This window comes from Flavobacterium sp. 2 (genome assembly GCF_049949195.1).
Taxonomy (GTDB): domain Bacteria; phylum Bacteroidota; class Bacteroidia; order Flavobacteriales; family Flavobacteriaceae; genus Flavobacterium.
The window spans coordinates 4,854,993-4,881,871 of sequence record NZ_CP188206.1 but is presented as its reverse complement, the minus strand read 5'-3'; the positions used below and the strand labels follow the sequence as shown (position 1 = coordinate 4,881,871).

The window sequence follows — 26,879 nt, the reverse complement described above, 5'->3', positions numbered from 1 at the left end:
ATTACATCTTTTTAGAATTATGAAAAACGAAACGTTTATTAATTTTTAGTTAAAATATCTAACCAAAATTAAGGACTAACAGTGTTAGATATATTAATTATTCAAACTTTCCATCAACATAATACCATGCATTATTTTCGAATTTAAAAGTCGAGAATTCATAATGAACTTGCGGTTTTTGATTGGCATCTAAAAAATAAGCCTTGAATTCTACGGTATTTTCAGTAAAACTCAGAATTTCTAATTTTTGCCATTTGTTCGCTGTTGCCCATTTCAGAATTTCAGCTTTTGAATAATATTTTCTTTCAGAAGTATAAGTGGTTTCTAAAAGATAATCGGCGTTGTGTGTTGCGTATGCGGAATATCTTGAACGCATTAACGCCAAAGCGGTTGGTGCTTTTTGATTTTGTTGAAGATACAATCCACAGCAATCTTCAAACAATAATCCTGTATCGCAATAACATTTATGCGTCGCCATCAACTTCTTCTTCACCGTTAATTTTTACATGAAGCTGATTCAGCAAAACCTGGTAACGACTAATTTCCCTTACTTCCTCATCTTCTTCAGCAAAATCAATCATTTCGTCTAATGTTTCGCTTACTTCAAGCAATTTATTATTTGCTTCTCTCTCGTTTTTTGCAGCTATCAAATCAATAATTTCTTGAACGTCTGCTTTTAATGTTTCAAATTTACTATTCATATGTTTTGTTTCAGGTTTCAAGTTTCAGGTTTTCGTTCCAACAACTTGAAACGTGCAACCTGAAACTTGAAACAATATTTATTACTCTTTATTTTCGTTGAATTTTTTCACAATTTCTTTCAGCTTTTCTTTACGTGAAATTTCAGCTTGTTTTGCTTTTGCCTGGGCTTTGTGCAATTTGTCATTGTGCTTTTTGATATTCCTTTCGTTATTGCGTCCCATTATATTTCTCTTTTAATTTCTTCTAAACTTTTTTCTGTAAAAATCAGTTCATTGATAATCTGTTTTCTTAAATCATCAATATCGTCGTAATCAAAATATTTTGCCCAAGAAGTCAGCTGTTGTAAATTTCGGACTTGTTTTAATCTTTTTGTGGTTTCAAAACTCGTTCTCAAAATGGCTTTTCCGTCATATTCCGGATTATTTTTATGCTGATAATTGGCAAGGTTTTTATCGAAATCGGCTTCTATATAATATAGTTTATCTTCAGCATTATCGGGATAAAATTCGTTCCATTTGGCAAAACCAATTTTCGTTTTTGATTCGGTTTCCGGTTCACGCGCGATCAAACGCCATTTGCTGTTTGCCAATCTTCCCCAATGGTTAGAAACGCGGTACATTCCTTCTTCAGTATAATAATAAGTACTTCCGGCTTTGCTTTCAAATTGTTTTTTCAAACCTTCAATTCGATCTGGAAGCACTTCATGAAAAGCACAAAAAGTATTTTTAAATGAATTTGGATGAGGCTTAAAATTTTTCTGCATATGCAAATATACTGAGATTGTCACGAACTCCCTAAAACAAACCTAAATTGATTAACTTTGCATCTTCAATTTTAAATAAAAAAAAGATGTCTAAAGATTTAGAACAAAAAATGCCGCAAAAGGGAGTTTTTACCGGTATTATCGAAAAAGATGAAAACAATAATTATTTCTGCGGCGCTTATCTTTTAGACTATAAAATGGTTCAGGCAAAATTTAAAGAAGGTGATTGGATTACAATAAAATCGGTTATTGAAAACCCAAGCGATATGAGCTATGATAAATATCCAAAGAAATCCAGAAACTTTGATAAGGCTAATCATAAGCCGGAAAACTAAAAAAGTTATAAGTTATAAGTTATGAATTATGAGTTATGAGTTATGAGTTTTTTCTTTGTGTGTAACAAGATAATTCATAATTCATAATTCATAATTCATAATTCATAATTCATAATTCATAATTCATAATTCAAAAAGAATATTTTTTGGATGAAAACTAAAAAGTTAAAAAAAAGTGTACCTTTGCAAAAAATTTGTCGATTTGAACTAATTAATATCGATTTCAAACTAATAGACAAGTAGTTACCTTTTATTTATGAAAAAAATAGTTGAATACCGTAAGTTACTAAACGTAGAGAAAACTGCAGAGTTAAAAGATTTAAAAACAATCTATCGTAATGCGATGAAAGAATCTCATCCTGATAAATTTGTTGGAAATGAAGCTGGTTTAAAAGAAGCAGAAGAAAAAAGTAAAACGATCATCGAAGCTTACCACTTTTTAGTAAGTATTCACCCTGATACTATTAAACTTAATTTACCTGAATATACTGAGACAATTTCAACTTGTACTATTACAGATTACAAATTTGTAGAAGGTCGTTTGATTATTGATTTCTCTAACGGAAGTGTTTACGAATACATCAGTGTTCCTAAAGCAACTTACGTGAAAATGGTAAATGCTGATTCACCAGGAAGATTTGCAAAAAGACATATCCTGAACTCTTTTACTTGGAGAAAGAAAACAAATCAAGAATAGTTTTTGATCAAAAATATACCTAGAAGCACTCTCATTACAGAGTGCTTTTTTTATGCCTTAAAAATGCTAAATTGTTTATTTTCATTCAAAATAAATACACAATTAATAGTTTCAAAACATATAAAACAAGCAAATCGCTTGATTTTAGGGACTTTACAGCATAAAAAACTATAACAAAATTTTAGGTTACAAAATTCTTGATGTTCTATATTTTTAAATACTTTTGTTGCACAAATCAATTAACTAATTAATATTTATAATGAAAAAAATATTTTTTTTACTTACAGCTTCTGTAGCAATTATTTCATGCAGCAAAGTTAAAGACGGAGAGTATCTAATTACAGGAACTGCAACAGGAATTGCAAACGGAAAAACTATCATCCTTCAAGGTCAAGATCCAGTAACGCACATGACAGTTGCCCTTGATACTGTAAAAGTTGAAAACGGAAAATTCGAAATAAAAGGAAAAGTAACTGAACCAGCTTTTCATACTTTAATTCTTCAAGATGCAAATGCACCAATTCCATTTATCTTAGAAACTGGAGAAATCGCAATCGCTATTGACAAAGACAGCATCCACAAATCTAAAATTACTGGAACTTACAACAACGAAGAGTTTGTAAAATTCCAAGACGAGCTTAACAAAACTTCTAAGAAATTAGTAGATTTTCAAAAAAACAATACTGCTAAAATGCAACAAGCTCAACAAGCTCAAGATACAGCAACTATCAACGGTTTGATGAAACAATACATGGAAATCCAAACAGAAGTTCAGAATGATACTAAAAAGAAGTATGTTACTTATGCTGAATCTCACCCAAAATCTTTCATTTCTGCTTTAATCGTAAAAGGAATGTCTGAGGATCCAACTGCTGATGCTAAAAAAGTAGAAAGCATTTACAATTCTTTAGATGAGGAAGTTAAAAACACAACTCCTGCTAAAGAAGCTAAAACAAAAATCGGTCAAGCAAAATTGCCATCAGTTGGTGCATCAGCTCCTCCTGTAGGCAGCGCTAAATGAAGAGCAGATTTTTCTGCACCAAATCCGGAAGGAAAAATGGTTTCGCTTAAAGAAAGTTTAGGTAAAGTAACTATTGTAGATTTCTGGGCATCATGGTGCGGTCCTTGCCGAAAAGAAAACCCGAACGTAGTTGCTATTTATAAAGAGCTACATTCAAAAGGATTAAACATTATTGGCGTTTCTTTAGATAAAGAAAAAAGCAAGTGGACTGAAGCTATCGCAAAAGATGGTTTAACTTGGACACATGTTTCGAACCTAAAATTTTGGGATGAACCAATTGCTGCACAATATCATGTTGAATCAATTCCAGCAACTTTTATTCTTGATGCATCAGGAAAAGTGGTAGCTCAGGATTTAAGAGGTCCAGAATTGAAAGCGAAAATTATAGAGCTTTTAGCTAAATAATATCAAATATCCAGAATAAAAAAATCTCCCTAGTGGAGATTTTTTTTTATCTAATAGTTTTTAGAAAAAAAATATGAAGTCAAGAGATTATTTTAAAGATGGCTTAAAATTTTTATGATAAACCGATTGTTAAACGATCCTAAATTGGATACTATTTTCTACATTTTTATTTAAAATTACCAATAAGAATAATAGCTGACAACTTTTGCATATCCTGAATCAACTATATAAATCACAAAACAACACGAAGAATAATCTTACTTTTAAAAATAAATAAAAAAATATTCAATAAGATTCCTTTTTTATTTATTTCAATTCCAACGAATTAAAAAACAACTTTAAAATAACTTAAAATTAAGTCATTTTTTTGTTTGGAAATGTAGAAAGAGTTCCTATCTTTGCCACCGCTTAGAACAACAAAGCACAACAAGCTGAGATCGGGGAGATACTCAAGCGGCCAACGAGGGCAGACTGTAAATCTGCTGTGTGAACTTCGCAGGTTCGAATCCTGCTCTCCCCACGGAAAGGCCGAAAAGGCGGAAAACCTAAAGTTTTCAATCTTTTTAAAAAGCCGCAAAAAATGTCTGAAGACCTGCAAATTCAACGATTTGCGGGTCTTTTTCGTTTTAGGCCTGTTTTCAATATTTATAAAAGCTCACAAAATTAAAGGTGCAGAATCGGTGCACTTTCAGGCGCGCAGAAAAGTGCACCAGAAACAGCAAAAATCCCTTATATTACAGGGGTTAACGAGGTTAACGACTTGATTTGGCAGTAATATTATTCTACATTTATTAATTTAAAAAGTAGGATTATGTTGGAAAGCAGTTTTGGTTTGGGATTCTTTTTAAAAAGACCCAAAATAGAAAGTAAAGAATGGATTGTATATTTCAGAATAACTGTTGACGGCATCCGCAAGGAAAGCTCAACAAAAAGAAAATGGGATTACACACGATGGGACCAAAGGTTTGAAAGAGCTGTAGGCTCAAAGGAAGATGCAAAGTCGATAAACTTCTTTTTGGATTCGCTGACTTTAAAAATCAATGAAATCAAAACCGAAATGATGTACAGCGGCAAACTCATAACCGCTGAGAAAATTATGGACGAAGTTCTGGGAAGGACAGCACCTAAGATTAAGGTGCTTGAAGAATTTCAAAAGCATAATGATGAAATGCAGGCGCTTCTTGGAAAAGGCTATGCAAAAGGCACACTTGACCGGTTTACAATCACTAAAAACCACTTGACAGCATTTATCAGATTCAAGCTTAAAAAAGATGATCTTGAATTTGCGGATTTGAATCTTGAGTTTGTAAAAGACTTTGAGTTCTACCTCAGAACAGTTCGCGACTGCAGCAACAACACCACCCTTAAATACATTGCAAATTTCAAAAAGATTGTAATACGCGCAATTGATAAGGAATTGATCACAAAGGATCCATTTAAGAACTTTAAAGGACGAAAAACAAAACTGGTAAAAAAACCTCTTACAGTTCAGGAATTGCACGAACTGGAAAGCCATTATTTCACAACTGACAGGCTTAATGTCGTAAGGGATGTGTTCGTCTTCCAATGCTACACCGGACTGGCATACATTGACGCTTATCAATTAAAAAAAACTGATATAAAAAAGGGCATTGACGGCAATTTATGGATTATGTCCGAAAGGCAGAAAACCAACTCATCATTTAATGTCCCTCTTCTTCCCCAAGCACTGAAGATAGTTGAAAAATATAAAGACCACCCGCTGTGTACGCAGCGCGGAACCGTGCTTCCTGTTTCATCCAATCAGAAAATGAATGAGTACCTGAAAGAAATTGCTGTATTGTGTGGGTTTCCTTTTACGCTCAACACGCATATGGCCCGCCGGACTTTCGGAAGCACAGTAACACTCAATAACAATGTTCCTATAAACGTAGTTAAAGAACTGCTTGGTCATGCATCAGTAAAACAGACTGAAGCTTACGCTATAACAGAGCAGGCAACAATTGGCCGCGAAATGTCCATTTTGAATAAAAAATTGAATAAGACCGCTTCAAAGATTTCAAAACCCGATTTAGCGGTTCTCGGAAGACTTGAAAAAGAAATTCAGGCAATAAAGAAGAAATACAATATAACTTCGTGATATTTAATTTCACATATTAGTTAAAATCAAAGAGGCTATCTCAAAATTGTTGAGATAGCCTCTTTTTGCATAGTTTTACTTCGCTTTTACAGCCGGGATGATATGATGGAGTGTACTTAATGTATCCTAAGTCTTGAAGCTGTTTAAAATACTTATGATAAGTTGGCAGTGTATTTACGTGCGACATCTTCATAATTTTGCTGCGGCTGACCTTTATCCTACTCCTCTGCCCCTGCCTGTATCCTAACCCCAGTATAGCTGTCAAAATTGACAGATGCCAGACATTTAGTTTGGGGTCATCAATATACATCGATAAAAAACTCATTATATGGCTTTCTTTTAACCTATTAATCTTTGTCATCACTAAAAAGTTTTTGAATATCTTCTCTGTTATAATAATAAGATCCAAGCACCTTTTTAAAACGTACTTTTTGTGACATTCTAAGATTCTGGACTGAACCCGCAGAAATATCAAGCAGCCTTCTAACAGCCTTGCTCTTAAGCCACTCAGGTTCCTTCTGACTTTTTTTTGGCTCCAATGCTTCAGCAACAGCACTGCGTACCGTATCGGCCATCAAAAGCCCGAACTGTCTTAAATCATCTTTAGTTATAAACTCTTCCATATAATACTGGTTTAATGCAATATAATATTTGATCATCTGCTTTTAAGCTAAACTCTGTCCAATTTCAAGTTTTACAGCACCACTTATTACAAGTGAAAATAAATACTGCTCCTTCTGTTCTTATTCTTTGTAGGCACATAAATCAGATAACCGTAATCATCCAATTCACGCATACATTTTTGATATGTTTTATGAGACATGACCTTCGCAATACTTTGGATTTCTATGCTGTAAGCCTGAATAGGATTTACAAAATCTCTACTTGCACGAAACTGAAGCAGTGCTGCAAAAATTGCTATATGGGTTGTACCGACCCTAAAGTCATTTTCAATTGCCTGAAAAAATCCTGATAAAAGTTTAAGATTTTCCATAATTATACAAGATTAGTAAACATCACATATGAAGCTGTCTTTTTGCGTTTTGAGTCTCAATATTCTGCTGCGTTTTTTCCACAGGGCTTATTTTACAGCCGTTTTTAATTTCCGTAAAACTAAGCTTCTGCATCCTGTCATTGTAGAAAGTCAAGGTCTTAAAGCGCGGATTTGCTTCCAAAAAAACCTTCATTTCCCTTCCCTCAAAAAGCAGTACTGCTTCTTCCCTTCTGCCCTTTTTCAAAGAATCAGCCAGGGATTCGAATGTCTCATAGTCATCACTTTTAAGAGGAACAGCTCTTAAAGCATTGCTGACATTGTAGCCATAAGCCTCTGGAAATTCATGCATCCGATAATTATCAGAAAGATCCCGATCAAAGAAGTTAAACTGTTTCCAAGTTCCGCTTTTAAGCACTGCTCTTCCTGCCAGCATTTCATATGCCTCTGCAGCATTAAAACTTTCAGTTTTTTCATTCTTGAAATAGTGCGTACTTCGGCTTGATGGCGAAGAATCATTATGAAGTATTGACCTGAATCCATCAAACTGGTATGCTCCCTGTGCATCTTTTATAAATTGAAGTGAATGTTCCAGTCTTTCGTTTTCTGAGATGTGATAAGAAACAGGAACAGTAAAATTTAGCTGCTGTTCCTGCATATTCTCCAAAACTTTACCATAAACCTCATGAAAACCACTTTTTAAAAGCTTTTCTTCTAAATCCTTTTTGTTTAATTCAAGATCTCTAAGGTAATCCCGTTTTTCTATCCTTTGAAAAACAACAGCACTAAGAGCCTCATTAAAAAGGCGGTTAATAATATTTGGATAGACCTGACGTCTCAAATTATTATATTCATGCCTAAGAAATCTTAAAGTTATTTTTTCGTCTACGGCTTTAGTCTTTTTATATTTAAAAAGCAGCATCTTAAAAAACTTTAGTTTTTCTATTCCAAAAGAGCGTTCAACCTTCGGGCTGTTCTGAAAAAGAAATTTTAACTTTTCTTCTTTGGACATCCAAACTTTGATCTCGTTTTCTACTCTATTGTTTTCAGAAGACATAGCTGCTCTCTAATTAATATTGAAATTTAAATTGATCTACCCGCTTTTTTTGAATGGGAATTACTTTTTTTTTCTTTCTGAGAATTTTCATCATCATTACTCTGTTCATGACTCTTTTCTTTCGCCTCGGATTGTTTCTCCGTCTTGCTTTCTCGGTCATTTATTCGCTGTAAAGAGGAATCGTAAACCTTAATGGTTTTAAACTGGGGATTGGCTTCAACGAATTGTTTTTTCTCCTCTCCGCCGACAACAAAAGTTACAGACTGCAGATTGCCTTTCTTAAGCGAATTCATCAGGTCTTCCTTGTACTGAGGTGTCAGCAGTTCTTTGATTGAATGCTTTTCCAATGCGGCTTCCAAATCATAGCCATAGTTCTGATGGTAATGCTGCAATTTGAAGTTCCCGCGGTCATCACTTTCCTTGAAACTCATAGAAATCCAGCAATTATAGGTCTCGCCTTCCTTATTTTTCAAATCCTTATTAATAGATCTGCCTTCCATCAAATTATACGCCTCTTTAAGCGTTATGCTGGTACTGTCATTGTTAATATAAAACGTCTGCTCTAGTCCCTGCTTATTTTCTTCTTTCTGGAGATTAACCTGATAGGAGTTAAAAAAATACATTTCGCTCTGGTCGGACTTTTTAAAATTCAGCTCAACGGCAACGGTATCTTTGTTAGGCACACCATTATTCATAATGCCGGTATGAACTATTTTAAAATCCTTATCGCCTTTTAGAATATTCTCTCTCAATTCAGCATCAAAAGTTTCTCCGAAGCCGGTATATTTTAACTGGTCTTTCAGATACTGCACATTTTTCTCGTTCATGATATTCAAATTTAAAATTAGTATTGACTACAGGTTACCCAGAATTTCAAGATTAACCAGACGCCTGTTTTTTATGTTTAGTTCCAGATGCCTGCCTCCATTTTTCTCAAAAACCTGTATTGTGAATTTCTTTTTATCCGGTATCGTAAATTTAGATAAGGCGAAAACTACCGTAGTTTCAGATTTGTCCGAAATTCTGCTAAAGTCCCCGGTGCACAAAAGCGGGGTCATTTCTATTTCCTGCGATGCAGTTCTTTTGGATTTTTTCTGGTCACGGATAAAAAAACGAAGCTGGTCAACATCGTAATTGATTCTGGAATCGTTTCCTAAAAACACTCTGAAATACATCACGTCCTGATGAATAAAAATGCCGTCAACCTTAAACTCGATTTCTGCCCTCTTTACATCCAGCCCGCTACTTTTATTCTTCTTAGATAATGCAAGCAGCGCATATTCTTTTATTTCTTTCTGGTTTTCGTTCTCAAAGGAAAACAGGAGTGATTTATTCTCACTAATTCGTAATCCGGCATCTACATTTAAGGTCGGACACAGATCATCAAAATTTATAATGAAACTGTAAAGCTTACCGTCCGATGTTACGACAGTCAGGTTAGTCTGCGCAAAATTCTGCTTTCCAGCTTTAAGCAGCAGTATATTTTCTACTCCCTTAGCTTTCTGCACCAGTACATCACGGCTTCCTGTATCCAGACTTTTTATAGCATAAGGAAATAAGACACTTGTGGTTTTTGAATAGCTCAGCTGTATGTTATTGAATTCGGCTTTAGCATCATACTGCGCTGATACTAAAAATCCAGTCAGAAAAACAAATACAGCAATTAATATTTTTAACTTTTTCATTTCATCTATTTTAAAGTTATTTTTCATTCTTTTCCTTTTCATCGTACAGCAGCACTTTATAGCCTGCCTTCACTGAAACTTTTATCATCTTAACTTTCCTGCTTAAAAGCGACTTGGCTGCTTCCACGCCCATTCCTGCCGCCTGAGCTCCCCATGAATCACTAACTCCTGCAAGTCCTATGCTCTGCATAGACCTGTCTGCGGAAGCCTTAGCAACATCCCTATTAATTGTTCCAGGGATATAAATGCCTTTTATTCCGTCAATATCGAAGACCGAGAGTTCAACCGGAAAAATAGAATTTTGGTGTCTTATGGTGCTAATCTTTATTTCCAGCCTTTCTCCTTTAAGTGAGGCCGACCCAAAAACGAAACTATTTCGTGGAATCAATACACCATTAATAAAAACATCGTTTATCAGCCTGATTTTTACAATGGAACCGTTGACAATGGTCTGCGTTTCATGAACCGCTGCTTCAACTGCATTCTGAACTTCTTCCTGCGCAATTTCACTTTTAAACGAATAAAATGAATTTACCACCGTCTCTTCCTTTATTTTTGTGCTGTTTTCCAGAAAGCTTTGGTTTTCCTCATCAGCTTTTCTACTCACTGAAAAAACTTTTCCTTTTTGAACCTTGGAGTTCAGGCGCAGTTTTTCCTGAACACGCTCAGGGTGCTGGATATCCAGAATATTTTCAAGCATGCCGCCAAGCTGCGCTAGTTCAGGATCGGGCTCAGACGGTGCGCTCATTGCTGCCATGAGCTCTTCAAGATTTTTCATTTCGGCCGATTCTCCATAAGGAGGTTTCTGGTACTGAAATTCCCTCATATCTTGTACATATTCATTTTGTTTTGAAGGCTCTCCAATTGCTTTCTGAAGCGCTTCAAGTTTCTGATACATCTTCTTCTCATTTTCCGGTTGTAAAGAGACCGTGTTCAGTCTGTGTCTTTTTCCATTCCATGAAGACGTTTCAGTATCAAAAAACTGCTGTGTTTCAAGACTATCTTCATGCTGTGAAGAAAGTGAGTAATTAGGATCTTTCTTTTTCAGTTCCTGCAGTTTTATCGAATCAACTGCTGCCTGATCATAATAGCTCATTTTATCCAAACTGGAGTCTTCCTTTAGTTTTGGGTTTGGAAGCAGCATATTAAATCCTGTTTTTTCATTGGCTGAAATTTGATTTTCTGTTCCTTTTCCACCTCCGAGCACCCAGAACAGCATGGTTATAAACGGAAGGACAAGCAGCGGAAGAACAAGCATCATTCTGCGGTTCTTTTGCTCTTTTGCTGAAAGTGTTTTATTTTCCATAATTGTATTTTTTAATAGTTCGTTGATTTAGTGTCTATAGTTTTTGGACTATTTTTAATGTCTCGGCCAGTGAAATCATAATTTCCAGGCAAATCGATTACCTCCATAGATTTTATAACACTGTCGATGTACATGCTGAGATTGGATTGTTTGGCATATTTCTTAACTGGCACTTCTAGAAATTTCATTTCTATACTTTCATTATAAGGAGACTTAAGCATTTTTAGTGCATCAATATGAATTGATTCCCTGCTGACTGATAGGAAACCTCTCAATGCTGTATAACTGCATATTACTGTTCCCAGTGTCGTAAAAATGACCAAAGAAACCCGAAGCTGTGATTTTGAAAGGCCTCTTGTAAGCCTATTCATTTTTGTTACGCACCAGAATCTGATAATCAGATACAACCTTGACGGCTCGGAATTCCGTTTTTGTTTTTGAAACAAACCTCTCATGGCTTTCTTTTAACTGTTCCAAGATCTTTATTCTCCAGCGTATTGAAGCGCTCAATTAAAAATCCATGCGGATTATTATCGCTCCTTGAAACATTTCGCAACGTTCCTTCTGTAATGAGATTCCTGTTCAGTATGCTTGTTGTCCTTATTATATTCTGCCGGGCAAAACACTTGAAGCGATAGGGATATTCATTAATATCAATTCGGATGCTGTCTATGGCAACAGTCTGGCTGATATTTCCTGATATAATGCCGGAGTAATAACCGTTTTCTCTCAAGTCATCATAAATACGCTTAACAGAATTGTCTGCCAGATAAAGTGCCTTCGTTACGTTAGCCTTGATTACTTTATCGTCCGGGTCCAAGCTGAAGAAAAACTGATGAAATGTCTTTATATGATCCCGCGCTTCGACGGGCACATTGTCCTTGCGGTCAGAAGCGTATGCTTCAAGCGCTTTTCCATTGGCGAGGATATATACCTTATCCTGCATCAATGCCACAGAAGTGAAACTTTTATACAGAGCATAACAGGTTATGGCTGTACAGCCTAGAATAACAAATATGGTAAATCCCCTTACGTGGCGAAAAGCAGTATCTATATTTTTCATCTTTGTAAACATGATTAAGTGCTTTTAAGTTTTAGAATTTCCTTTGAGCTTATCGCTCATATAATTCCCTTTCTCTTCAAAATAAGGTGACGCAGCTGCTGAGGAACTCATGCTCTGGCTCATTCTGCCGGCTGCATTGCCCATCGAATCCATTACCATTCCCGTTCCTGTGGCAGCACCTCCTATCACAGAAGAAGTAGATCCTCCAAACAGGCTTGTCACTTTCTGCCCGAGTGCACTTCCACCAGATGCATGCACGATATAGTTGGCGACGGAAGGGACGGTAAAATACCCGACAATTCCAATAATCATGAAAATCAAGTATCCGATATCGGTCCTGCTGAAAAAAGTGTCGCCTGAAGTATTGATCTGAGAGATATCGAGTTTGAGCATCTGTTCCTGAATCTTCCCAATAATGCTTCCGAAAATATTGGCAACCGGCAGCCAGAGATAAATGTTTATATACCTGGCAAGCCAGATCGTTAGAGTATGCTGGAATCCGTCAAAGACCGCAATACCAAATACCAAAGGTCCTAAAATGGACAGCACCACCAGCTGGAACGTCCTGAGCGTATCAATGCACAATGAAGAGGCTTCGAAGAGAATTCGCAGAATTTCGCTCACCCATTCCTTTACGGAATTCCTGAAACTGTACGAAGCTTTCTCCATTGCAAATTTCACATCATTTCCAATGCCTTCCATAAGTCCTTCATCAGAAGGATCTGCATCGCCATGGGTATATTTATACCACCGATCACGGTCACCTGTGCCCAACACTCCGACATACATTTTCCACGGCGCACTTTCTTTTACTGCTTTTTCTTTTTCTCTGAGCAACACTTCGATTGCTTTGTTTGATCCAGCGACCATTGAAGCAGTAGCAGTAACGGTTGGTTTCATAACTCCGTTTATAAGAGCCAGAACTGACGGAAAAATCATTATGCAGAAACCGATCACAAAGGGTCTGAAGAGCGGATAAAAATCAATCGGTTCCGCATTGGCAATATGCCGCCACACCCTTGAAGCAATATAGAATACTGCGGCAAAACCCGCCAGCCCCTGCCCGACTCCAATCAGATTACTGCAGAGCGGCATCATCTCGTCATAAAGCTGTTCCAGAACACTGTGCAGACTGCCGATATCATCCCCAAGTCCCTGCGCAGAAACTTGCACAGGAAGAATAAATAAATAAGTCAGCAACACAGATTTAAATATATTTGTCATAACGATTGGGGTTAATTCTTAAACTGATAACTATTCCTAACTACAGCCACATCATTGGAATCCTTAAACCGCTGCAGGGCAAGCACAGTAGCTGAACCGTTAAAGTCTCGAAGAAACAGCACCTTCTGCTGCATATCTTCATATATTTTATCTATTGCTTCCAATCTTTCGTCATCACTCATTCTGAGCTTGTCCGCTGTCACAATTGAAGTCAGTTCGTCAATATTGCGCAGACTTTCTCTGCTCAAATTTGAATAGACTTTTTCAAAATACTGGATTTCCTGCGTGCTGAACCTTTCATTTTTAATAATAATGTCTATCCCTTTTCTGCTTTCCTTCATAAGCGTAAACTGATAATCAATAATATCCCCCACTCTTTTGTAATTCTTAACTACGGGACTCACCTGCATCAAGGCATCCAGAAAAGTTTTGTGCAGTGAAAAATTCCCCTCCGACATATCTTTAACGGCCTTGTAACCACCGCTGAGAATATCGTATCCTTTCTTCATGTCGCTTAGTATCTTTTTAAACTGCGATAGTTTTTCGATATTCAGAATGAGCTGCTGAATTTCAGCTGACTGCGCTTTTACTGGAAAAGGCATGCAGAAAAGAAGTACTGCTGTAAAAAATATTAATATCTTTTTCATAATAGGTTAGTTTATAAACCAAACAGAGCGCCTGCCTGTTTGACCTCATTTTTTTCTTTTGCTTTTGATAATGCCATCATTTTAAGTTCACCGCTGAATTTCTCACAGAAAGCATAATCTTCCTGCGCAGTTTCATACAGTTTATCAATGCGCTTTATACGCTGATCATCTTTCATCTCAAGTGAAGTGCTAGCCGTAATTAAAAGCAGTACGTCAAGGCTGTCGCCACAGCTATCTAATAGCCTTTTGAAGGTTCTTTCGATATAATCAAGTTCGCTTCCGTGAAACAGAGCATCTTGATGGAGAGTTCCCATTGTTCTTTTATAACTCCTGGCAATTTTAATCTGAAGATTGATTATTTCGGCAACCCTGCCGTAGTTTTTTACTTTTGGATTGACTGATGCCAGCGATGTGAAATAGTCGCTGTGCAGGCTCAGTTCCCCTTTCTTTGCATCGGATATGAAATTAAGTCCGTTTTTAACTGCCTTATAGCCTTTTGCTGCATAATCCACATAGGTACGCAGGGCTGCTATCTGAAGCAGCAACATTCTTTTCTGCTTTGCCTGCTGGGCCTGAAGCTGGCATACAGATAAACACACTGCCATAAGAATCATTATTTTCTTTTTCATCATTTTTAGAGTTGATTACGGTATTCCGTAAAATTGTTTCACCTTATTTACATCAGTATCCGTTTTTGCTCTCTGAAGGCTGAGCAATACATTCTGCTGGTTGAAAAGCCTCAGGTCATTATAGTTTGAATCTATCTGATCTGCCGCCGCATTTATAATTTCGAGCCTTTTTAGATCGCTCATCTGCGTGGTAAAAGACTCTATGATCAAAAATATCTGGTCGATATTCTTCATGCTTTCTCCAAGGATGCCGTCATACACTTTCTCCATATATTCCAGTTCTGAAACCTTGAAATGTCCGTCTCTTTTAAAGAGATTCCACGCTTTTTCATATTCATCAATCAGGCGGGTCTGTTTTGCCGAAATCTCTTTTATCCTCTGATAATAGGTTATAATAGATTTTACTTTCTGCAGCTCTTCATAATAATCCTTGTAGAGATCGCGCTGTTTTTTTGTCCAATCAGAAATCTCATTGAGTTTCAGTTTTGAAAGCGTATTTTCAATCTGCTTCTGGGCATTCTGCAGCCAGATAGTTTTGTTCTGAAGCCTTTGGATCCCAAGGTCAATGGCCTTTATCACTTTCTTTGTAACCGCTTTTACAATCTCCAATATCGGCAGAGCCGCTGTCTTTTCTGCAGGTTTTGCAGGCATGCTGATTAAAAAGAAGCACATTAAAAATGCGGCAGCTTTAATTTTCGTATTCATTTCTCAATAATTTAAGTTCCGTTTCTTAATTCCTGAGCCATAGCGGCAATTCCTTTTTTAATGTCCCCGCCAAACTTTGCAGCATAGGCATTCATTTTTACTTTCTCGCTTTCCTCTGTAGTATAAGCGAGATATTCCTCCAGTGACACTTCGGTTCTGTATACCTTTGAAAGCATCCCTCCAAGAGATATAAAAACCTCTTTGTATTTCTTGGAAGGATCATTGGCTTTGTTCACCGAAAGCACCAAGGCCTTCTCCTTATCAGTCAGTCCAAGCAGCTCCTGAATCTGGTCAAATTTATTCTGGTACTTGCTCTGGTCCAGAAGAATCTTGCAGTCGCTGTTATTAATGATAGCCTGCTTCACAACAGGTGAAGAGATAATGTCTTCAACTTCCTGCGTCACTACTATAGCCTCGCCAAAGAACTTACGAACAGTCTTGAATAAGTACTTCAGGTACTCCGCCATCCCTTCCCTTGCAATAGCTTTCCAGGCTTCCTCAATGAGGATCATTTTCCGGATGCCTTTCAGCTTTCTCATCTTGCTGATAAATACCTCCATGATGATGATAGTCACAACCGGAAATAGTATCGGATGGTCTTTTATGTTGTCAAGTTCAAAAACTATAAAACGTTCTTTCAACAGATTGAGATTTTCAGTAGCATTCAGCAGATAATCAAATTCTCCCCCGCTGTAATACGGGCGAAGAACATACAGAAAATTATTAACATCAAAATCCTTCTCTTTTACCTTGTCACCTTGAAGAATTGCGACAAACTCTTCTTTTAAGAACTCATAGAAAGTGTTGAAACACGGAAAAATAGATTTATTTTTTTCAAGGTTTTCATAGTACAGCTGCAATGCATTGGAAAGAGCCACATACTCGCTTCTGTTGAAGGTTTCATCGTCTTTCTTCCACAATGCGAGAAGAAGGGTTTTGATGCTTTCTTTTTTCTCCGTGTCCAGACTGTCTCCATCCCCAATGTAAAAAGGATTAAGACGGATTGGGTTCTTCTCATCATACGTAAAATAATAGCCGTTTACCATATCACATAAGCCCTTATAGCTGTGCCCGACATCAACCAGGACTATATGCGTCCCCTGCTCGTAATAACTTCTGACCATGTGATTTGTAAAGAAGGATTTACCGCTTCCCGAAGGGCCAAGGATAAACTTGTTTCTGTTGGTGCAGATTCCCATCTTCACAGGCTCATCGCTGATATCCACATGAACAGGTTTTCCGGTCAGGCGGTCTCCCAGACGGATCCCGCATGGACTTAAGGAAGAGCTGTAGCCCGTCTCCATATTCAGAAAACAGACTGCCTGCTCGGTAAATGTGTCAAAAGCATCATTCATTGGAAAGTCAGCCGCATTGCCGGGAATACCTGCCCAATAGATCTGAGGCGCTCCCACTGTTTCCTGCTTGGCTGCCGCATCCATCTGAGCCAGAGCGGATGACACTTTGTTTTTTATGTCTTTGAGTTCTTCTTTTTCAGATGTCCAGGCAAGCACATTGAAATGCGCTCTGACAGGCAGTCTCTGCTGCGCGATAGCTTCGTTTAAAAAATCGTTAGTTGCATCTCTTGCAATCATATTCTCTCTGCTGTAGGCAGACAATGACTGCAGCCTTAATCTTTTGCTCTCCAGCTTCTGGATTGTCTTTTGCGCATCTTCAATAAAAATATACTGGTTGTATATATGATTGCAGGAAAGCAGCTGGCCTAACGTTGAAGCAAAACCTACGCTAAACTTCGTCCTATCTGTTGAATACCTGTCAAAATTGATCCTCGACCCGCAGAGCGCTGGGAGATCGGCGGCATCGCCAAGCGTAAAAAGCTGGCTGTGCTTATCCCCTATCTGCATACCATCTGAAAACTTGAGATCATTATAGACATACGAATTTTCATTTTCAGATAAAAAGCAGTACTTTTCTATAAACCCTGTCTTTCTGCTCTGGCTTTTCAGTTCATCATTTCGGAGTCTTGTCAGTCTTATGAATCCGCTGTCTTCCATAATCCTTTGGAACTGGCCGGTGCTGTCAATGAAATCCTGAAGAAACTGCATTTTTAGTGTTTCGTCTGGTACAAGGTTATTTCTTATAAGATTGGAAAATAACGAACTGGAATTTTTCCGCCCTGCCGGTTTCTTGGTAATCATTATATAACAGGAATGATCCAGAAATGGCCTTTCATTGAAAAATCTTTCACTGCTTCTGGTCAAAAAACTGCTGTCATCATTTTCAAAATCCGCTTTATAACTTTTCTCTAGAAACCAGTCCTGTTTGTGAAAAACTGTGAACTTTGGCAGTATTTTTACAGCCTTAATCCATGACTGGTGAAACGCTTCGTATTCCTGATCCGACAGTGTGAAAATTTCCGGCAGATCCGCCTTAAATACCACAGTTATATCTCCCTGCTTTGATAGAATGCAGTCGTGCTGCACATCCATAATAGGTAAAACATCATCTAACTCCTTTTCCATTTTTTCTGGTTTTACTAGTTTTCAATTTTTCCTGCCAAATACTTTTGGCTGTATTAAGAATATGAAGACCAAGCTGCGGATCCACACAATTGCGAAGCACCTGCCTTTTGTTTTGAATATTAGATCCCTTTAAGCAGAACCCCAAGGACTCTTCAAGTTCAGGAATCTGCGCATGACGTATTTTAATGACTGCCTGTACATCAGATTCTGGAATCTCAAAATTGGACCAGAAAAGATGACGCTGCAAAGCAGCATCAGGCTGGATTAGAGGAGTGTAATAAGGCTTAACATTTTCTACAGCCCATAAGCATTTCGCATTGTGCTGCAGAAATAGAATTTCCTGATACAGCCTCATGTCGGGAAATACCGCGGGAGTGCCGCGAAATCTAACGCAGATATTCTGTCTGAAAGAAGAATGTGACTGGCATGGCGGTGATGACCAGATAAAGTCAAATTCCTTATAATGATCTAAAAGATACTGGTGCGCATCACTGACTACTATTACATCCTGTGGAAACTTCTGTGCGTAAGCTTCGGCCAATACTGGGTCGAGCTCAACCGCAGTAACTGAAACATTTTTCCAATTTTTACGGTTTCCTCCAATCCCAGCGTATAAGTTTAAGACTTTCATAACCCATCTATATTTTTATAACGTCCTATGACTATCACTTAATAAAAACGGCCCTGCTGCGAACCTTTACACTTTTAGGAACCTGTCTTGATGCCAAAGCTTTCATCATACCGTGCTCGCCATACAGTCTGCTCATTTTATAAATCTTCAGCACCATTACTGTTCCTGCTGTACCTATCAAAGCCACACACACCAATGATGGAATGCCTAGTATGAAGAGCACTGCAAAAGCAATCATCAGTCCTACAACACTTCCTCCCAGATACCATATGTACTGGGCTTTAAGCCCCTTAAATTCAATTGACTGATTGATTCCTTTGTTAATCTGATAAACACTGCTCATTTTCAGATTTTAGACTCCAAAGAAAGATTTGATCACCGTAGCTACAACGACCAGAAACACGCAGCTTCCAAACCAAGCGGCTGCAACTTTACCTGTATCAGGATCCCCTGCATTCCACTTCTGATATACTTTCACCGCTCCTATGAGCCCAAGTATCGCTCCCACGGCGTACATAAGTTCCGTACCGGCATCAAAATAGCTTCTCACCTTTTGGTTGGCTTCATTTATTCCCGCAACGCCGTCTTGGGCATATCCATTTACACGGATAATTACAATCATAAGAATTGTGCATATTAAATGCTTGCTGCTTTTAAAAAAACGCTTTAACTTTATTCCATCACTGACCATCACACATCATTTTAAAGATTAATACTAATTCAAAAAGCAGAGAAACAGCGCCGTCACATCATCTATTCTCCTTGTCACATTTTACCATACCGCACTAGAGCGGACGGGGAAAATTCCTCTGCTGTTATTTAATTATTTCCTTCCCAAAGTTCATCTGCCTCTTGAGAAGTTAGAAGAAGTTCCGGGTGCTTTTTGGACTGGTAAACAAGCAGATTATTTACATTGGTGCGTAAAGAGGAAATCTTTACATAAGGATAATCAGAGAATATTAATCTGATATAATTTTTGAATTCCTGCTTTGAACGTTTTATTTCAGCACTTTCTGAAACGGCCTCCGTTATACGTGCTGACAGTTCTTTAACCTCATCAAGGGTGGCAAAAGATTCTTCAAATGCTTCATTGAGATTTGCAGGATTAACATTTTCATGATCAGAAGAATGGAATGAATCATTTCTTGTTTTTTTTCCTAAAGTTGGAAAGCCGATTTTCTTTCTGCCAGAGAGAATCTGCTTTATCTCAGAAGAATAATAGCGGAATCCGGTATACAGATACCATAAAAGTAATAGAGTAACAACAGCCACTAGGTAACTGTTCCATGAAATAGAATTTAACATAGTATTTTTCATTTATCATTCAACATCGTCTCGCACTATGAATAAACCAGCAAAAACAATTATGATTTATTTTACATTCCAAAGTAACTTCGGAAATAAAACTTCTACAAGTACAACTTTTTCTGTACCCCATCTGTACCTCTGTACCTTCCAATGAAATCAAGAGTTAAGGGAAGGACATTAATTTTTAATCCATAAAAAAACCTCCTTAAAAGGAGGCTGTTTTTTTACTGTTTTATAAATCTATCTTTCCATAATTTTCTGAAGCATCATAAGTTCGGCATCTTTCTTCTCAATAATCTCCCAGCCGTTATCCGAGAATATGAAATATGCTTTTTCTTTCTTTTCGGCAGGTAGATTAGACCATAAAACCCAAAATTCATTCATGTCATACCTAATATTGTATTCGACAACAGCTATTCTTTTGTCGTTTGTTTCTGCGGTTACTTTAATGATTCTGTCAAACTTTCTTGCTCCGATTTTGACTTTCTGGATTTTATATTCCCTTTCCTCTGATGTTGTTTCGGAGAGAAAAGGTTTTGATAGGGCCGTAAATTCTATTAAAGGTTTATCACGATATTTAAAATCTCTAATTTTCATAATCTTTACAAGCCCCATCTCTTCTAATCCCGTTTCCAGCATTCTTTCTGCAAGCATGGGATCATTACAAAAAACTTCAAAATCAATTTCTGCGGGATATTTATATTTTTTTACAATTAAACTTTCAGCCTTTTTCGCATCCAATTCATTGTTCTGACAGCAGATCAGCAAAATGCTGAACAAAGGCAGTATTCTTAATATTGATTTCATAATCTCGTAAATTAAATTAATACTCTTTTATATGTTTGATAATTTTCTCCAACGTCTTAATTACAAATTCTTTATCTTTTTCTTCAGGATTGTATGACTTGCTCCTTACGGATTGATATGATAAATTTCTTTTGAATGGAGTTGAGAGGTAAGGTACAATGGTTTTAAAAACCTGGCTCATAGATTTCGCTTTCAATATTCTGGTTTCATCAGTAGCCCTTAAAATAAGTCCCATCTGATCAGATGAAAGCGTGCATTGGATTTTATTTTCAAGTATAGGCTGTAGCGGATTTATATTTCTTTTGTAAAGAACATTGCCTAGTTCTTCCATTTCATCTCTATTCTGCAGAAAACTAATTTCTGATGCAAACCAGTTCTCCAAAACATCTTTAATGTTCTGATGGCTGGCATCAAAAGTAATTTTCACGTTTGAATGGAGCTGTTTGAAATCTTTGTAATAAAGTAAGAGGAGGTTCAATTTGGCAGACTGTTTTTCAATGCTGTAAATCTGTTCAGTCATTCTCTCTGTAAGAATCGAGATATATTGCACCGAATTAAAATTATGGTCAATTAGAAGTTCATCAAGCGGAGTGAAAATGGAAGGGGTTTCTAAATCGTCATTATAATCCTCAAGGAGTTTTAAAAGTTCTCTAAAATAGAGAATCCACCGATAAGTAAGCTTTTTGCCGTTGTCAGCTTCAATTGAATTCTGCACCAGTTTCACGACTCTCTTGATCGTGAGCTTATCAGTCTCAGCACTTATATTTCTCTTGTTGATTCTTTGCAGTTTTAATGCAAGTTCTTTTCTGCAAACCATAAGATAGGTTATTGGAACCCTCTCGTCTAGACTGAGATAATATGAAAATCTGTCTTCGATGAAAGAAATTAGATAATCTAAACTTGAAATGAGAAGATCGGCAAGCTGTCTTATTTTTTCATATTGAAGAACCTTTGCCGTCCTATTCTCAATAATGCTGTCCAGCAGAAAAATTAGTGTAGAATGATATTGCCTGACTGTGACGCGGATATGTCTTTTCTTTTTTAATGAAAAAACTTCATTTTTTAGATGTACCTGTATTTTGATAGATTCTTTGGAAATATTTTCTGTAATAGCTGCTATATCATTATCAGTCAAACTATCAATATTAGTGCTCAATGGATCAAAAGTCTGCAGTATCAAAGAATCAAACCATTCTAATGGATATACATTATTATTCATCATAGCATAGTTTTTTTTCTATAATTGCATCAAACACTAACGACCTTTGAATTTCTCAAAAGAATTTGATCGATATTCAGAAGGCGATAATGAAGTATACTTTTTAAAAAATATTCTAAAAACAGACAGATTTTCGAATCCCATTTCTTCTGCTACCTCTAGCAAACTGATCTGAACATCCTCCAGAAGAATCTTGGCTTCGCTTATTAGTGCCTCTATTATTAAAAGTTTGACGCTTTTACCAGTTATTTCTTTAACCACTCTGTTTAGATAAATTGGATGGATAAAAAGTGCCCCTGCATAAAATTGAACATGGTGCTGTTTTTTATAGTGAATTGACAATATTGTCAAAAACTCCATAACAATATTTTCCTTTCTAGTAAAGTTAATCATTGAATTCCCAAAATACTTCGTATAAATTAGCTTAAGCTCATACAGGAATAAATGTAAACTTATACGGTGAAGTTCACTTTCCCAACCTTCACGATAAGCACCCCGATTTACATAATATACAAGCCTATAAATAAGAGATAAAACTGAGTATTCGTTTTCATCCAGAGAGGCTTTCATAGTTTCTTTTCTGATAAAAAAATAAAAAGAATCAATGAGCTCTTTCTTAAGGCAGTTTTTAACTGCAAATTCTGAAGAGAATGTTACTAGGTAAAGTTGCAATTTCTCGTGAATTTCAAGAATATTACAATCAGAGTCTTTAGGAATTATAATTAAATCTCTTGCAGACAAATCTTGAATAACTTCTTCAAGTTTTAATTTAAAGCTACCTGATCTAATTAGCAATATTGCTAAATTTTCAGACCTAAATTCGTCTTCTTCACTAGAGATATCTTCATACTTCTTAATAAGATGAATATCGAATCCGTCAATAGGACGGTTTTCCAGTTTTGTATTGATTAAATTCTTTATCATTATTTTAATCTTATCGTTTTTAAGATGCCCGCTAGTATTCAATCTTTAAATTTTCTTCGAATTATTAGAAAAAAAAAGAAATAAAGATTGGAGAGAGTAATTATGTAAAGCGCATATGCAGAGATTCTAAGGTTGCTTCTTATACTTAGCGCACTTTGATTTTCGGCTTCCATCCCATCATAGGTAAAAAGACCTATGATGAAATAGAGACCAGTCAGATTTATTAAAATCAAAAGTGTAAATAAAATGCTTCGCAGTTTCATTTTATAGGATTTTAAAAATCTTAGATATTTTATTTGATTGCGTTTAAAAGAGCTGCGAGATTAACAAAAGTCATCTGGCTCTTTTTCAAGAAAGAAGCTGGTGGTCTGTTTGTTACAGAAGTCTGCCAATCAGGATCACGCTGTCTAGCCTCTGCATATAAGGAGTATCTTGAAATAGAAGAAACTTTTAGAATTGTATCTTTTTCATCTTCTTCCAAAATTGAATCAACTACAACTGCTGCTTCATAGGATACAATATGTTCGTAGACCTCATCATACTCATCTTGCTGTCTGCTAATAAGATCTGCAACAAATGCATTTAAATTAGTTTTAACTGCAATACTCAAATCAGAGTCATCTATAATTTCAACTAGTTTTCCTTCGGGATCTGCTAAAATTAAAAGTATCAGTTCCGGTGTAACAGTAATTATACTTTTGCCTGATATTTTGCTATCTCCTCTTTTAGCAAGCAAAAAGAATGTTTGATCAATTAACTGTTCATTAGAACTTGGATATCCATTGCTAGAAATATAAAAATTCAGGTCATTGAAAAAATTAATCCCTGTCTGTTCAAAAGGATTAAACTCATTGAAAGCATTCATTGCTTTTTCATTTGTCTGTGGAACGGTTTTGTTCACAATTTCAGAATTATAATCTTGGTCATCTGAACATGATAGTACCAAAAAAGTGGTCATAGTCATTAATAAAAAACTTTTCATTTCTTAATAGTTTGATGGTGAGCGGGAATTTTCCCAGTCCATTTCATCCGGATTGGCAGAACTTTAATCCAGCACCCTGCTGAACATTTTGCCTTTGAATTCGAAACAAAGCTATTTCGTTAAAAACCTTTCCACAAACCATTATGTGTGGATTTCCATGAAATTGTGGTATGGATTTCATGGAAATCCATACTTCATTTTAACACAACAATTCCTTAACATTCAATTATTTAGTTTATTTTTACGATTGGCTTTAGCAAAATAATCCTGTAGCGGCAACTTTTTTTCAGGATTCATTGTATCACAAAGAAATACCTCTTAAAAATATCGCCCCTATGAGACAAAATTTATTATTTGTAATGCTGTTTTGCGCTTTTTCTTGTGATTTCGGTTTTGCACAGAAAAGAGAATTAAAATCAACTGATTCATTAAAAAATAAGAGTTACACTTACCTAGACGATCAACTGTACAAGTATCGAAAAGACAGTTCGAAAGCATCCGTTTACCTCTTCAGTTATTTGCGTAAAGCCAAAAGAGAGAAAAACTGGAAACAGACAATTTATGCATATCAGAACATTCTTCATCAATCGCCTGATAATTTGCGTTTAATTTATGCAGACAGCATGATTTACACCGCTAAAAGGTCAGATGACAAAACGTTGATTGGTTCATCCTTTCTTTCAAAAGGAATTGTTTACTATGGTCGTAAAGACTATGAGAATGCTTTTCAAAATTACATTAAGGCAAATAGTTATATTTCCATGTCAAAAGATAAATACCTTATCAATAAGGTTAAATATCATATGGCTCAAATCAAATACTATCTTGGATTTTATGACGAAGCTATTTCTTTGTTTAGTGATTGTCTACACTTCTTTAAAAACGAAAATACCACAGCTTACTTAAATACACTTCACTCAATTGGAGTATGCTACAATAGAATTGGAAATTACGGACTATGTACTGATATTAATAAAAAAGGCATTACAGAAGGCAGATCAATGGAAATTCCTGACATGGAGATCTATTTTATTCATTCTGATGGAATTAATGAATATTTTAAAAAGAACTATCATTTAGCTGTGTTTAAATTAGAAGCTGTTATTAGAAAAATAGAAGACAATAGAGATTTTGCTAATGCAACAGTAGGATACTTTTATATTGGAAAAAGCTTTTGGGCAGTGAAAAATAAAGATCGGGCACTTACCTATCTACTAAAAGTTGACTCTGCTTTTCAAGAGAAAAATTATATAAGACCTGATCTTCGCGAAGCATACGAGCTTCTAATCACTTATTACAAAAACAAAAAAAATCTTGATAAGCAATTATACTACATCGACCAGCTGCTTCGTGCTGATACAGTACTAAATAACACCTATAAATATTTGGTTACCAAAATACATAAGAACTATGATACGAAAGAACTGCTTATTGAGAAAGAAAAAATTCAAACTGAAAATAAACAGATTCATAAAGAACTAGCAAAAGAAAAACATTACGATCTAATTTTTGGCACTATTATATTGGTGCTTTTTACTGCATCTTTTTACCTTAACTACAGGCATCAAAAGAATAAAAAGTTTTATAAAAAGAAATTTGATGAACTAATGCTTGCATTAAACACAAAACCTCAAGATATAAAAGAATCGGCGAAAGATAAAGCATTAACAATTGATATTCCTTTGGAGACAATTGCCTCAATTCTAAATGCATTACAGAATTTTGAAGATTCCAAAAAGTTTCTTAAAAAAGATCTTCGCCTCAATGTGGTTGCTTCCATGCTACATACCAACTCAAAATATCTCTATAAAGTAATTTCTCATTATAAAAGGAAACGGTTTGTTGAATACATTAATGATTTAAAGATAAATTATATCATAAATTTACTTAACGAAGACAAAATGTCCAGAAAATATAGTAATTCGGCTTTAGCTGAAGAGGCTGGCTTCAGCAGTACGCAGCAATTTGCTCTAGCATTCAAACAAAAAACTCAAATGCCTGTTAATTTCTTTATTGAACAAATAAGTAAATAAATCTTTTTATCTAATTGCTTATAATACGAAACAATTAAATTTGCTGCCGTAATTAAAAAAAACATGACAATATGAAAGATCTAATCACAAAAATTAATGCAGAGATTGAAACATTCAAAACTGAATCTGAATCTCTTTCGGAAAAAGGAGTTAAAGCTGCTGGAGCAAGAGCTCGTAAATCTTCTTTGGAAATAGAAAAACTTCTAAAAGAGTTTAGAAAAGTTTCTATTGAAGAATCTAAAAAGTAATTACTAAAATTCAATTAAAAAGCCTTTCATTTCTGAAAGGCTTTTGTTTATTTATTAGTCAGACGTTCTTTTTCAAGCAAATCGAATTGAATCCTTAAAGTCTTTTTTAGAATATTGTAGTAATCAATTTTATCCTGAGTCAATTTAACCTCTAAGTTAAACGATTCTTCAACAATTAATATCAATGTTTCTAAACTTTTTAAGATAAATAAAGATTTAAAGTCTATTCGTAAATAACGGCTTATCGTATAAATCTTATCCCATCCACTAATACTTTCAGCGCGTTCAACTCTACCTATCATAGTTGAACTATAGTCTATTTTGAGTCCAAGTGTATGTTGAGAAAAATTTTGTTTTAATCTAGCCAATCGAAGCATACAGCCAATCTGCAGATTAATTAAATTTAACTCTATTTCACTTGTTGTTTCCATTTAGTAAAAATTGAGAAAAAAGATTAATTTATTCGATACAAATTTGTATTGAATAAATTATTTTGTTATATTTGTCACAAATAATACATTACAAAAATGTAATTTTGCGACTCTTCAATTAAAATATTTGAAGCATTCGCTTTGAATCTCGTTTCAGAAAACTGGTAATTTTTAACGCACGAGATGATAAGTAAGATGCTCACGTCATAGGCGTGGGCTCACTTATTCGTGCGTAAGGTATACCAGTACCTCTGAATCGTTTAAGCTGAGTTCTACGCCTTTTTTTTATTTAACTCTTCTTTCGAATTCATCGCAAATCCTTCTCTATTTTTCCCATCGCATTAATAATGTCTAATAACGAAATAATAATGCCTGTGAACTAAAAAATTAAGTCTGCTTTTACTATAAAGCATAAAAAATGGCCCTCAACGGCAGCGACCAAACTAGCGTAGAGGACCGAAGTTAAT

32 protein-coding genes, 1 tRNA gene and 1 pseudogene are annotated in these 26,879 nt (G+C 35.8%); 8 read left to right on the top strand and 26 right to left on the bottom strand.

The annotated features are described in order from the left end of the window. Positions 1–97: 97 nt before the first annotated feature. The 4 genes from ACNFIH_RS21260 to ACNFIH_RS21245 form a co-directional block, all read right to left on the bottom strand. Positions 98–478, bottom strand: a complete 381-nt coding sequence (locus tag ACNFIH_RS21260; protein ID WP_426486740.1) for a YchJ family protein — start codon at positions 476–478, stop codon at positions 98–100. After that, entirely contained in the window at positions 465–701 is a 237-nt protein-coding gene (locus ACNFIH_RS21255) for a hypothetical protein (RefSeq protein ID WP_426484679.1), read from the bottom strand. The genes ACNFIH_RS21260 and ACNFIH_RS21255 overlap by 14 nt, the downstream gene beginning before the upstream one ends. 81 nt (positions 702–782) lie before the next feature. Next, positions 783–923, bottom strand: a complete 141-nt coding sequence (locus tag ACNFIH_RS21250) for a hypothetical protein (protein WP_167498100.1) — start codon at positions 921–923, stop codon at positions 783–785. After that, entirely contained in the window at positions 923–1,465 is a 543-nt protein-coding gene (locus ACNFIH_RS21245) for a hypothetical protein (protein ID WP_035650907.1), read from the bottom strand. The genes ACNFIH_RS21250 and ACNFIH_RS21245 overlap by 1 nt, the downstream gene beginning before the upstream one ends. A gap of 86 nt (positions 1,466–1,551) precedes the next feature. Here ACNFIH_RS21245 and ACNFIH_RS21240 point away from each other — a divergent pair, with 86 nt between their 5' ends. The 6 genes and pseudogenes from ACNFIH_RS21240 (at position 1,552) to ACNFIH_RS21215 (ending at position 6,042) form a co-directional block, all read left to right on the top strand. Beyond that, a complete protein-coding gene (locus ACNFIH_RS21240; protein ID WP_426484678.1) occupies positions 1,552–1,800 on the top strand; it encodes a hypothetical protein in 249 nt (82 codons plus the stop codon). 256 nt (positions 1,801–2,056) lie between these two features. After that, positions 2,057–2,497: a KTSC domain-containing protein gene (locus ACNFIH_RS21235; RefSeq protein ID WP_035650904.1), complete on the top strand. Its 441-nt coding sequence runs from the start codon at positions 2,057–2,059 to the stop codon at positions 2,495–2,497. A 259-nt stretch (positions 2,498–2,756) separates the two neighbouring features. Beyond that, on the top strand, positions 2,757–3,518 hold the full coding sequence (locus ACNFIH_RS21230) for a DUF4369 domain-containing protein (RefSeq protein WP_035650901.1): 762 nt from the start codon (positions 2,757–2,759) through the stop codon (positions 3,516–3,518). Between the two features lie 18 nt (positions 3,519–3,536). After that, positions 3,537–3,923: pseudogene (locus tag ACNFIH_RS21225) on the top strand (peroxiredoxin family protein); the annotation flags it as partial. 439 nt (positions 3,924–4,362) lie between these two features. Beyond that, a tRNA-Tyr gene (locus ACNFIH_RS21220) sits at positions 4,363–4,443 on the top strand. Positions 4,444–4,734: 291 nt separating this feature from the next. Next, positions 4,735–6,042: a site-specific integrase gene (locus ACNFIH_RS21215; protein ID WP_426484677.1), complete on the top strand. Its 1,308-nt coding sequence runs from the start codon at positions 4,735–4,737 to the stop codon at positions 6,040–6,042. Positions 6,043–6,389: 347 nt separating this feature from the next. Here the strand turns inward: ACNFIH_RS21215 and ACNFIH_RS21210 are convergent, their stop codons facing one another. The 21 genes from ACNFIH_RS21210 to ACNFIH_RS21110 all read right to left on the bottom strand — a co-directional run bounded on the left by ACNFIH_RS21210 (position 6,390) and on the right by ACNFIH_RS21110 (position 23,700). Then, the gene (locus ACNFIH_RS21210) at positions 6,390–6,665 is read right to left on the bottom strand and encodes a DNA-binding protein (RefSeq protein ID WP_426484676.1); all 276 of its coding nucleotides are present in this window, start codon (positions 6,663–6,665) and stop codon (positions 6,390–6,392) included. Positions 6,666–6,751: 86 nt separating this feature from the next. Then, complete coding sequence (locus tag ACNFIH_RS21205) at positions 6,752–7,036, bottom strand: hypothetical protein (protein WP_426484675.1); 285 nt, start codon at positions 7,034–7,036, stop codon at positions 6,752–6,754. A 22-nt stretch (positions 7,037–7,058) separates the two neighbouring features. Further along, on the bottom strand, positions 7,059–8,090 hold the full coding sequence (locus ACNFIH_RS21200; protein ID WP_426484674.1) for a hypothetical protein: 1,032 nt from the start codon (positions 8,088–8,090) through the stop codon (positions 7,059–7,061). Between the two features lie 26 nt (positions 8,091–8,116). Further along, entirely contained in the window at positions 8,117–8,917 is an 801-nt protein-coding gene (locus ACNFIH_RS21195; RefSeq protein WP_426484673.1) for a hypothetical protein, read from the bottom strand. Positions 8,918–8,944: 27 nt separating this feature from the next. After that, entirely contained in the window at positions 8,945–9,775 is an 831-nt protein-coding gene (gene traN / locus ACNFIH_RS21190; RefSeq protein WP_426484672.1) for a conjugative transposon protein TraN, read from the bottom strand. 16 nt (positions 9,776–9,791) lie between these two features. Then, entirely contained in the window at positions 9,792–11,081 is a 1,290-nt protein-coding gene (gene traM, locus ACNFIH_RS21185; RefSeq protein WP_426484671.1) for a conjugative transposon protein TraM, read from the bottom strand. An 11-nt stretch (positions 11,082–11,092) separates the two neighbouring features. After that, positions 11,093–11,302: a hypothetical protein gene (locus ACNFIH_RS21180; protein ID WP_426484670.1), complete on the bottom strand. Its 210-nt coding sequence runs from the start codon at positions 11,300–11,302 to the stop codon at positions 11,093–11,095. Between the two features lie 230 nt (positions 11,303–11,532). Then, positions 11,533–12,156 carry a conjugative transposon protein TraK gene (gene traK, locus ACNFIH_RS21175; protein ID WP_426484669.1) on the bottom strand — a complete coding sequence of 208 codons (624 nt, stop codon included), beginning with the start codon at positions 12,154–12,156 and terminating at the stop codon, positions 11,533–11,535. Between the two features lie 12 nt (positions 12,157–12,168). Beyond that, positions 12,169–13,368, bottom strand: coding sequence for a conjugative transposon protein TraJ (traJ, locus tag ACNFIH_RS21170; RefSeq protein WP_426484668.1), 1,200 nt, complete (start codon positions 13,366–13,368; stop codon positions 12,169–12,171). 11 nt (positions 13,369–13,379) lie between these two features. After that, positions 13,380–14,015 carry a TerB family tellurite resistance protein gene (locus tag ACNFIH_RS21165; RefSeq protein ID WP_426484667.1) on the bottom strand — a complete coding sequence of 212 codons (636 nt, stop codon included), beginning with the start codon at positions 14,013–14,015 and terminating at the stop codon, positions 13,380–13,382. Positions 14,016–14,026: 11 nt separating this feature from the next. After that, entirely contained in the window at positions 14,027–14,647 is a 621-nt protein-coding gene (locus ACNFIH_RS21160) for a hypothetical protein (protein ID WP_426484666.1), read from the bottom strand. Between the two features lie 12 nt (positions 14,648–14,659). After that, positions 14,660–15,349 carry a conjugal transfer protein TraI gene (locus ACNFIH_RS21155; protein WP_426484665.1) on the bottom strand — a complete coding sequence of 230 codons (690 nt, stop codon included), beginning with the start codon at positions 15,347–15,349 and terminating at the stop codon, positions 14,660–14,662. Positions 15,350–15,360: 11 nt separating this feature from the next. Continuing rightward, on the bottom strand, positions 15,361–17,829 hold the full coding sequence (locus ACNFIH_RS21150; protein WP_426484664.1) for a TraG family conjugative transposon ATPase: 2,469 nt from the start codon (positions 17,827–17,829) through the stop codon (positions 15,361–15,363). Beyond that, positions 17,810–18,460 (bottom strand): DNA cytosine methyltransferase, encoded by a 651-nt coding sequence (locus tag ACNFIH_RS21145; RefSeq protein ID WP_426484663.1) that lies wholly within the window; start codon positions 18,458–18,460, stop codon positions 17,810–17,812. The genes ACNFIH_RS21150 and ACNFIH_RS21145 overlap by 20 nt, the downstream gene beginning before the upstream one ends. Positions 18,461–18,494: 34 nt before the next feature. Beyond that, positions 18,495–18,803: a DUF4133 domain-containing protein gene (locus ACNFIH_RS21140; RefSeq protein ID WP_426484662.1), complete on the bottom strand. Its 309-nt coding sequence runs from the start codon at positions 18,801–18,803 to the stop codon at positions 18,495–18,497. Between the two features lie 9 nt (positions 18,804–18,812). After that, entirely contained in the window at positions 18,813–19,082 is a 270-nt protein-coding gene (locus tag ACNFIH_RS21135; RefSeq protein WP_426486739.1) for a DUF4134 domain-containing protein, read from the bottom strand. Between the two features lie 197 nt (positions 19,083–19,279). After that, positions 19,280–19,777: a hypothetical protein gene (locus tag ACNFIH_RS21130; RefSeq protein WP_426484661.1), complete on the bottom strand. Its 498-nt coding sequence runs from the start codon at positions 19,775–19,777 to the stop codon at positions 19,280–19,282. 231 nt (positions 19,778–20,008) lie between these two features. Continuing rightward, entirely contained in the window at positions 20,009–20,575 is a 567-nt protein-coding gene (locus ACNFIH_RS21125) for a hypothetical protein (protein WP_426484660.1), read from the bottom strand. Positions 20,576–20,591: 16 nt separating this feature from the next. Further along, positions 20,592–21,797, bottom strand: a complete 1,206-nt coding sequence (locus ACNFIH_RS21120) for a hypothetical protein (RefSeq protein ID WP_426484659.1) — start codon at positions 21,795–21,797, stop codon at positions 20,592–20,594. A 33-nt stretch (positions 21,798–21,830) separates the two neighbouring features. Continuing rightward, positions 21,831–22,718, bottom strand: a complete 888-nt coding sequence (locus tag ACNFIH_RS21115) for a helix-turn-helix domain-containing protein (protein ID WP_426484658.1) — start codon at positions 22,716–22,718, stop codon at positions 21,831–21,833. A gap of 292 nt (positions 22,719–23,010) precedes the next feature. Next, a complete protein-coding gene (locus ACNFIH_RS21110; protein WP_426484657.1) occupies positions 23,011–23,700 on the bottom strand; it encodes a hypothetical protein in 690 nt (229 codons plus the stop codon). Between the two features lie 335 nt (positions 23,701–24,035). On the opposite strand from ACNFIH_RS21110, the gene ACNFIH_RS21105 reads away from it, so the two are divergent. Then, on the top strand, positions 24,036–25,733 hold the full coding sequence (locus ACNFIH_RS21105; RefSeq protein ID WP_426484656.1) for a helix-turn-helix domain-containing protein: 1,698 nt from the start codon (positions 24,036–24,038) through the stop codon (positions 25,731–25,733). Between the two features lie 71 nt (positions 25,734–25,804). Further along, positions 25,805–25,981 (top strand): histone H1, encoded by a 177-nt coding sequence (locus ACNFIH_RS21100; protein WP_426484655.1) that lies wholly within the window; start codon positions 25,805–25,807, stop codon positions 25,979–25,981. A gap of 47 nt (positions 25,982–26,028) precedes the next feature. Here ACNFIH_RS21100 and ACNFIH_RS21095 read toward each other — a convergent pair whose 3' ends face one another. Further along, positions 26,029–26,412 carry a helix-turn-helix domain-containing protein gene (locus tag ACNFIH_RS21095; protein WP_426484654.1) on the bottom strand — a complete coding sequence of 128 codons (384 nt, stop codon included), beginning with the start codon at positions 26,410–26,412 and terminating at the stop codon, positions 26,029–26,031. Between the last annotated feature and the right edge of the window lie 467 nt (positions 26,413–26,879).